At 43.5% G+C, this 7745-nt stretch carries 7 protein-coding genes; 6 read left to right on the forward strand and 1 reads right to left on the reverse strand.

From position 1 onward, the window contains the following. The first annotated feature begins 346 nt into the window (after positions 1 to 346). The 5 genes from A5875_RS16195 to A5875_RS16215 all read left to right on the forward strand — a co-directional run bounded on the left by A5875_RS16195 (position 347) and on the right by A5875_RS16215 (position 5174). Complete coding sequence (locus tag A5875_RS16195) at positions 347 to 793, forward strand: PTS sugar transporter subunit IIA (RefSeq protein ID WP_088934548.1); 447 nt, start codon at positions 347 to 349, stop codon at positions 791 to 793. 81 nt (positions 794 to 874) lie between these two features. After that, positions 875 to 2251, forward strand: coding sequence for a PTS fructose transporter subunit IIC (locus tag A5875_RS16200; protein ID WP_088934549.1), 1377 nt, complete (start codon positions 875 to 877; stop codon positions 2249 to 2251). A gap of 8 nt (positions 2252 to 2259) precedes the next feature. Next, positions 2260 to 3282, forward strand: a complete 1023-nt coding sequence (locus A5875_RS16205; RefSeq protein WP_088934709.1) for a Gfo/Idh/MocA family oxidoreductase — start codon at positions 2260 to 2262, stop codon at positions 3280 to 3282. Next, positions 3283 to 4329, forward strand: a complete 1047-nt coding sequence (locus A5875_RS16210; RefSeq protein WP_088934550.1) for an alcohol dehydrogenase catalytic domain-containing protein — start codon at positions 3283 to 3285, stop codon at positions 4327 to 4329. 68 nt (positions 4330 to 4397) lie between these two features. Continuing rightward, entirely contained in the window at positions 4398 to 5174 is a 777-nt protein-coding gene (locus tag A5875_RS16215; RefSeq protein WP_088934551.1) for a DeoR/GlpR family DNA-binding transcription regulator, read from the forward strand. 48 nt (positions 5175 to 5222) lie between these two features. Here the strand turns inward: A5875_RS16215 and A5875_RS16220 are convergent, their stop codons facing one another. Beyond that, a complete protein-coding gene (locus A5875_RS16220) occupies positions 5223 to 6140 on the reverse strand; it encodes a prenyltransferase (protein ID WP_088934552.1) in 918 nt (305 codons plus the stop codon). 296 nt (positions 6141 to 6436) lie between these two features. Here A5875_RS16220 and A5875_RS16225 point away from each other — a divergent pair. Next, positions 6437 to 7745 (forward strand): NCS2 family permease (locus A5875_RS16225; protein WP_088934553.1); only part of this gene is annotated, 1309 nt, incomplete at its 3' end.

Raw genomic sequence — 7745 nt, forward strand, 5'->3', positions numbered from 1 at the left:
AAAATAAATACATTAGAATGAAAAAGGATGCCAGTCCAACTTTTCCCAGTAATTAAGAAGCGAGGTACGCACAAGAAGTCGCCGCAACTTAAAAGAAAGGGACAGCTAGTTGGATGGTATACGGCTTGAAAATCAAACTTATTTTTCTGGAAAGAAAAATAAATACATTAGAATGAAAAAGGATGCCAGTCCAATTTTTCCCAGTGATTAAGAAGCGAGGCACGCATAAGAAGTAGTCGCAACTCAAAAGAAAGGGACAGCTAGTTGGATGGTATACGGCTTGAAAATCAAACTTATTTTTCTGGTAGGAAAAATAAATACATTAGAATGAAAAAGGAGTAGAGAAATGACCGAAATTCGCAACGTATTGAAACCAGCATTTATCAATTTCGATCTACAAGCAACAGATAAACTAGCAGCGATCAGTGAACTTGCGAACACCTTTGTATCAGAAGGTGTTGTTACTAATGAGAGCGCTTACTTAAAAGCCGTCATGAAACGTGAAGAAGAAAGCACCACTGGGATCGGATTTGGTGTAGCGATTCCTCATGGGAAAAGTGCGGCTGTTACTGAACCTTCATTGGCGTTTGGCCGCAGTCAGGCGGGAATCCAGTACGACTCAATGGATGGCAAGCCTGTTCATTTGATGTTTTTGATCGCTGTACCAGAAACATCAAATGATGAACACCTGCGAATCTTGAGCAAACTGTCCCGCAAGCTGATGCATGAGGATGTCCGTCAAAAGCTGATGACCGTTACTAATATAGAAGAAATCTATCAGATTTTTGAATAATGTCTGGCTTAACGGACTAGCGTTGGCGTTAATAAGCTGAACGAGTTCGAAAAGTTTGTCTAACTAGAAAGGGTGAACAAAATGAAAATTGTGGGGATTACTTCGTGTTCGACTGGGATCGCACACACTTATATGGCTGCTGAAAATTTAGAGATCGCAGCTAAAAAACGCAATATCGAGATTAAAGTAGAAACGCAGGGGTCGATTGGAGCGGAAAATGTTTTAACCGAGCAAGAGATCGCCGATGCGGATGCCGTTATCATCGCAGCGAGTACATCGGTTAATAAAGATCGCTTCAATGGCAAGCGTTTATTGGAAGTCGATGTAACAGAGGCGATCGATCATCCGGATGATTTATTTGATCGGGCACCTAATGCAGCGATCTATACGACTTCAGCGGACGTAAAATCGGAAGCTAAAGCAGAAAAAAGCGGGATATACAGTCATCTCATGACCGGTGTTTCCTATATGATCCCATTTGTAGTAGCTGGCGGGATCTGTATCGCATTGGCATTTGCTTTTGGCGGAATCAATGCCAAAGGGGAGCTGGCTTCTGCGATCAATGAACTGGGCGGAATCGCGATGGGCTTGATGTGGCCGATCTTGGGCGGCTATGTGGCCTTCTCGATTGCTGATCGTCCGGGACTTGTTCCAGGGATGGTAGCCGGCATGATCGCGTCTTCGATGAACGCCGGATTCTTAGGGGCATTACTAGGCGGATTCCTAGCGGGTTATACCGTTCATTTCTTGAAGAAAGTTCTGAAATTGCCGCCAGCCTTTTCTGGTTTGCTGCCGGTATTGATTCTTCCAGTTATTTCGGTCCTGTTCGTTGGACTGGTAATGAAATTTATCGTAGGGATTCCGATTACGGCATTAAATGAAGGAATCACGAATTGGTTGAATAGTTTATCTGGTATGAACTCGGTATTGCTGGGGCTGCTTTTAGGCGGTATGATGGCGATCGATTTAGCGGGACCGATTGGGAAAGCGGCTTACTTCTTCGGAGTTGCTTCGTTAACGAACTTAGGTGTCGGAGAGACAAGCATGGTGATGGCCGCGGTTATGGTTTCTGGGATGGTACCTCCGTTGGCAATGGCTTTATCCTCAACTGTTCTCGGAAAAAACTTATACAGTAAAGAAGAACGCGAAGCAGGGAAATCTGCTTGGGTCTTAGGCTTATCATTCATCTCAGAAGGGGCGATTCCTTTTGCGGCGGCAGATCCGATCCGAGTTTTAGCATCTGTGACCGTTGGTTCAGCGATCACCGGCGCATTGTCAATGATCTTCAAGTGCGGGATCGCGGTTCCTCATGGCGGCTTCTTCGTTTTCCTGATTCCAGGCGCAGTCGAAAATGTCCTGTTGTATGTTTTGGCGCTAGCGATCGGAACGGCGGTCAGCGGATTTTTGGTAACAGCAGTAAAAGTATTCTCGCAGAAGAAACAAACGGCTAAGGAGTAATGATCGGCATGACAGAATTGATTAACATTTGTTTGATAGGGACAGGCAGAGCTGGGATGATTCATGGGAAAAATTTCGCTCGTCGCATTGAAAAGGCAAAATTGATCGCTTTGTGTGATCCTTCAAAGGAAAGCTTGGAGCTGGCTCAAAAGGAAGTGGAGTGCCAATACATCTATGAAGATTATCGTGAAGCAATGAAAAATCCCGAGATCGACGCCGTCGTGATTGTTACGCCGACAGTCTATCATAAGGAGATCGCATTGGCTGCGGCTGCGGCAAAAAAGCACATTCTTTGTGAGAAGCCCTTGGCGATGGATGAGGCGGAATGTCTGGAAATGATTCAGGCGGCGGAAGAAAATCAGGTGAAGCTGCAGGTCGGCTTTATGCGCCGCTTCGATGCCAGTTTTCAAGAAGCTAAAAAAGTCGTGGAATCTGGTGCAATCGGCGATGTCGTCTTGGTGAAATCACTGACTCACGGACCAAGCGAACCTAAGCCTTGGATGTTTGATATCCATAAAAGTAATGGACCCATCGGTGAAGTAAACAGCCATGACTTGGATACCTTGCGCTGGTTGACCGGAAGCGAAGTGAGCAGTATTTATGCTAATGGCGGGAATTATCGTTCTCCCGAAGTAAAAGAAGAGTTTCCTGATTATTATGATACGGTAGCGATGAATCTACGTTTTGCAGATGGCAAGCTGGGGATGATCGATGGTGCTCAATATGTTCAATACGGCTATGATGCGCGGACAGAGATACTTGGAACTAAAGGAAGTATTTTAGTCGGCGATCAAGGCAAGCATAATATCGTAGTAGCTACTAGCGATCAGCAGCTGACTCAGCCGACGATGCACAGCTGGATGTATTTATTCAGAGAGGCCTATGTGGCAGAAGATCAAGCATTTGTTGATTGCATTTTGAATGATACGCCGCCTCAGTGCACGGGCCATGATGGCTTGATGGCGGTTCGGTTAGTTAATGCGGGCTTGACCTCGCTGCTGGAAAATAGAATTGTTGAGGTGGAAGGATAAATGAAAGCAATCCAATTATTAGGCAAAGAAAAGATTCAATTAAATGAATTAGCTAAACCAGAAATAACCGAAAAGGAAGTCTTGATAAAGGTTAAAGCAGCCTCGATCTGCGGGACCGATGTTCGGATGTATAAGAATGGTTATCCTTCTGCAAGCGAAGAAACGCCATTGACTTTAGGGCATGAGATTTCAGGTGACATTGTCGAAGTGGGCGATGCAGTCAATTTTTATAAAGCAGGGATGCGAGTAGCAATCGCGCCGAATATGGGTTGCGGAATTTGTGATCAGTGCGTTAGCGGAAACACCCATCTGTGTGAAACCTATGAAGCATTTGGGATCAATTTACCCGGCGGTTTTGCAGAATACTTGGTCATTCCCGAAAAGGCTGTCCGCCAAGGAAATATCTCGTTGATTCCCGATGAACTGTCGTATGAAGAAGCAGCCCTGATCGAACCATTCAGCTGTGTATTCAACGGACAAGAGATCGCCGGAAACAATCCAGGAGATAATGTCTTGATCATTGGATCAGGTCCGATCGGGATCATGCACGCGATGCTGGCGAAAGCTCGAGGTGCGGGAAAAGTCATGATGAATGATCTGTCAGAAGCACGTTTGGCCGATGCGAAGCAAATGATCCCTGATCTGATTACGCTGACTTCGGAAGATTTGAAGGAAAAAATCTTTGCCGAAACGAATAATCAGGGCGCGGACCTGTGTATTATTGCCGCGCCGGCTCCACAAGCACAAGAAGCAAGCTTCGGTTATATGGCGATGAACGGCCGCTGTCTCTTCTTTGGCGGTCTGCCGAAAGAAAGAGAAGAAGTGAAACTAAATACTAATATTCTCCACTATAAACAATTAAAAGTTTTTGGTTGTACTCGTGCTAGTTTGATGGGGTATCGAACCTCGGCACAGCTGGTCGCCAGCGGCAGAATCCCATTAAAAGAGTTGATTACGAAGCGTTATTCGATCGATCAATTTGATGAAGCGTTAGACAATGCTAAAAATGCGATTGGATTAAAAAATGTAATTGTCTTCAAAGAATAATTTTAGTTCAATTGATTACGTTTTCAGTTTCTTTTATAATGAAACAAAACACAAAAAGGTGATAAAAGATGGATGATCAATTGTATGCAGAAGAACGAAAGCAATCAATCGTTAATATAGTCAACGAGAAAAATCGGATGCAGGTTGCCGAGTTGGCGGATCTGTTTAAGGTGACGGGCTCGACGATTCGAAATGATCTGCGGGAGCTTGAGAATGAAGGCTTGGTGACTCGCACGCACGGCGGGGTGATTAAGCGCGACTTCCAACGGAGTGTCGAGATTGTTCCTAAGAGCCGCGAGTTTACCAATGAAAAATATCGCATCGCAGAGCGAGCAGTCCGCTTGATTGAAGAAAATGATATTTTGGCGATTGATACGGGAACTTCTTGTCGGGCTTTCGCTGAAAGATTGATCAATAGTCCGTTGAAGCGACTGACTATCTTGACCTATGATTTGGAAATCGCCTTATTGCTAAGCGAAAAGACCAATTATCAAGTTCAAATCATCGGCGGAGCAATCCGCAATGGGTACCCATATGTGTCAGGCAGTTCGGTGGCACTTGGGTTGGCCGGCTTTTCTGTCGATAAAGTAATCTTGGGAACCACCTCTTTTGATAAAAACTATGGCTATTCGACTCCCAATTATGAAACAGCAGAAATGAAAAAATGCTTGATGAATATTAGTCGGATAAAAATTGTACTGTGCGAATCCAGCAAAATCAACCAGCGCAGCTTCAAGCAATTTGCGACACCGGATGAATGTGATTACTTGATTACAGATTCTCATATTACGCAAGAACAGCAGACCGACATCACTGGATTGAACATCAATCTGCTGCTTGTATAAAACAAAGGCCTGTTTAACCACCTCTAAGGAAGTTAAACAGGCTTTTTGTTATGCAAAAAATGAACCGATAAAGTAAAGAATCGGATAAAGTACCATGATCACTGACATCGCTTTTAAGACGATCGGGAAGGTTGTCCGCTTGTCTTGCAATGCGCGATATTTTTTTAGGCTCTGCCAATTTTTAGGGAAAAGGAAGATTAAAAACAGTACAGTCCATGGTGCCATACCAGCAATAACTAAAACGAACAGCCAGATAAAGCTGAAGACATAGACGCTGGATAATACTTTTACCGCTAAAGGTTTGCCTAAATAATAAACTAACGTCTTCCGATGATTCTCGATATCCTCTTCCAAATCACAGGTATTATTTGCCAATAAATTATTGAACATCATCAATACCAGCGGCAGGCTGATCAAGAAAACTTTACCGATCATCGCAAGAGTGATGGTATGGGTTTGATAAACCGCGAGATAATAGCTCACTACCGGAATAAAGAATCCGCTGGCGGTACCAGTCAAGGCTTCTGCGATAGGCAGGCTGTTCAATGGACGACGGCCATAGGAATAAAACAAGCCAATATAAAAACCGATGACTCCTAAAATCCCGATTACCCAATTCGTTCGCAAAACTAGCAGCAATCCTAATAGGAAGGAAACGATCAAACTAAACAAATAAAAATTGCGAACAAAGTGCAGATCTAAATGATCACGCCCAATGATATTAGTTTGCTGTTTGTAGTTTTCATCAGAGGCATTTCGATAATCCATATAGTGGTTAAAAACATTCACAGTGATATGGAACATCACGATAATCAAAACAAATAGGAAAAATTCCGGTCCCGGCAGTCTCAGACTGTTAAACTGAAATTTTGCGATGGCATAGCCTAGTAAAATAATAAAAAGATTTAAGGGGGCAGTGTAGATTTCCGTCAATTCCCAAAATTGTTTAAAGGTAAGCTGTTTCAAAATAATTCTCCTTTTATATCTATAGTTTATACGGTCTGCTCATTAACAAAGAATAACCTTGGCAGCAATGGAGTCCTTTTCAAAAATAGCGAGGATTGAGTTATTTGTCCAATAGTTTGTTTAGGCTGAGGGAAAGGTTTTCAATAGAACAGATTATTTTCCCAGTTAATGTTCGTGTTTAGTCGTGTTTATACATTATTGTTTACTTATTATCCTGTTTATTATATGATTATCCTCGTTGTTTGAAAAAACATGCTATTATTTTACGAACATTTTTAGCTTATAGGAGGAGTATCATGAAAGGGAAGATAAATTCCTATTTTGAACTTGAGAAATTAAACACTACGGTAAAAAGAGAAATCTTGGCAGGCTTTACTACCTTCATTTCGATGGCTTATATTCTTTTTGTCAATCCTAGTGTCCTAGGTGCGTCAGGAATGAACGAGGGAGCTGTCTTCACTGCCACCGCGTTAGCTAGCGCATTGGGTTGTATTTTGATGGGAGTTCTTGCCCGTTATCCGATCGCTACGGCACCCGCTCTGGGGATCAATGCCTTCTTTGCGTATTCCGTTTGTGTCGGTATGGGTATCCGGTGGGAAACTGCTTTGGCCGGCGTATTCGTCGCGTCGCTGATTTTCATCTTGATCACGATTTTTAAATTGCGTGAGATGATCATTGATGCTATTCCAGCGGATTTAAAATATGCCATCTCTGGCGGGATCGGCTTGTTCATTGCTTTTCTAGGTTTGAGCGAAGGCGGCATCATCGTTGCCAATAAATCGACTCTGGTCGGCTTAGGCTCAATGAGTGTCGGTACGACTTGGTTAACGGTCTTCGGTTTGATCGTGACTGCGATCTTGATGGTTCGCCGAGTACCTGGCGGGATATTCATCGGAATGGTCGCAACCACCTTATTAGGATTAGTAACTGGCTTGATTCAAGCGCCGACTCAAATCATTTCCGCCGCACCGAGCTTGAAGCCGACTTTTTTAGTGGCTTTAAAGCATGTAAAAGACATCAACACACTCCAGCTTTGGGTCGTTGTACTGACGTTCTTATTAGTTACCTTCTTTGATACTGCCGGAACTTTAGTCGGCCTAGCCAATCAAGCAGGATTTATGAAGGATAATAAAATGCCGCGAGTTGGTAAAGCATTAGCATCGGATTCTACTGCGATGTTGGCCGGATCACTATTAGGCACTTCACCAGTAGGAGCCTATGTAGAATCCTCCGCAGGTATTGCTGTTGGCGGCCGTTCAGGCTTGACCGCTATTACGACAGGTGTCTTCTTTATCTTTGGGTTGTTCTTCTCCCCATTACTGTCGGTGGTTACCTCACAGGTAACTGCACCAGCACTAATCGTTGTGGGTGTCTTGATGGCTCAATCACTAAGCCAGATCAAATGGAATCAACTTGAAATTGCGATTCCGTCATTTTTGATTTTGATCGGCATGCCGTTAACCTATAGTATTTCCGATGGTATCGCCTTAGGTTTCATTTTCTATCCAATCACAATGATCGCTGCCAAACGCGGTAAAGAAGTTTCTCCAATCATGTATGGCCTGTTTTTTGTCTTTATCGGCTTTATGTGGATATTAAATGTTA

The sequence above is a fragment of the Enterococcus sp. 3H8_DIV0648 genome (assembly GCF_002140655.1).
GTDB classification, from domain to species: domain Bacteria; phylum Bacillota; class Bacilli; order Lactobacillales; family Enterococcaceae; genus Enterococcus_A; species Enterococcus_A hulanensis.

Excerpts from the sequence above, each read along its gene's own strand:
- A5875_RS16195 (WP_088934548.1), top strand. The coding sequence starts at position 347 with ATGACCGAAATTCGCAACGTATTGAAACCAGCATTTATCAATTTCGAT.
- A5875_RS16200 (WP_088934549.1), top strand. The coding sequence starts at position 875 with ATGAAAATTGTGGGGATTACTTCGTGTTCGACTGGGATCGCACACACT.
- A5875_RS16205 (WP_088934709.1), top strand. The coding sequence starts at position 2,260 with ATGACAGAATTGATTAACATTTGTTTGATAGGGACAGGCAGAGCTGGG.
- A5875_RS16210 (WP_088934550.1), top strand. The coding sequence starts at position 3,283 with ATGAAAGCAATCCAATTATTAGGCAAAGAAAAGATTCAATTAAATGAA.
- A5875_RS16215 (WP_088934551.1), top strand. The coding sequence starts at position 4,398 with ATGGATGATCAATTGTATGCAGAAGAACGAAAGCAATCAATCGTTAAT.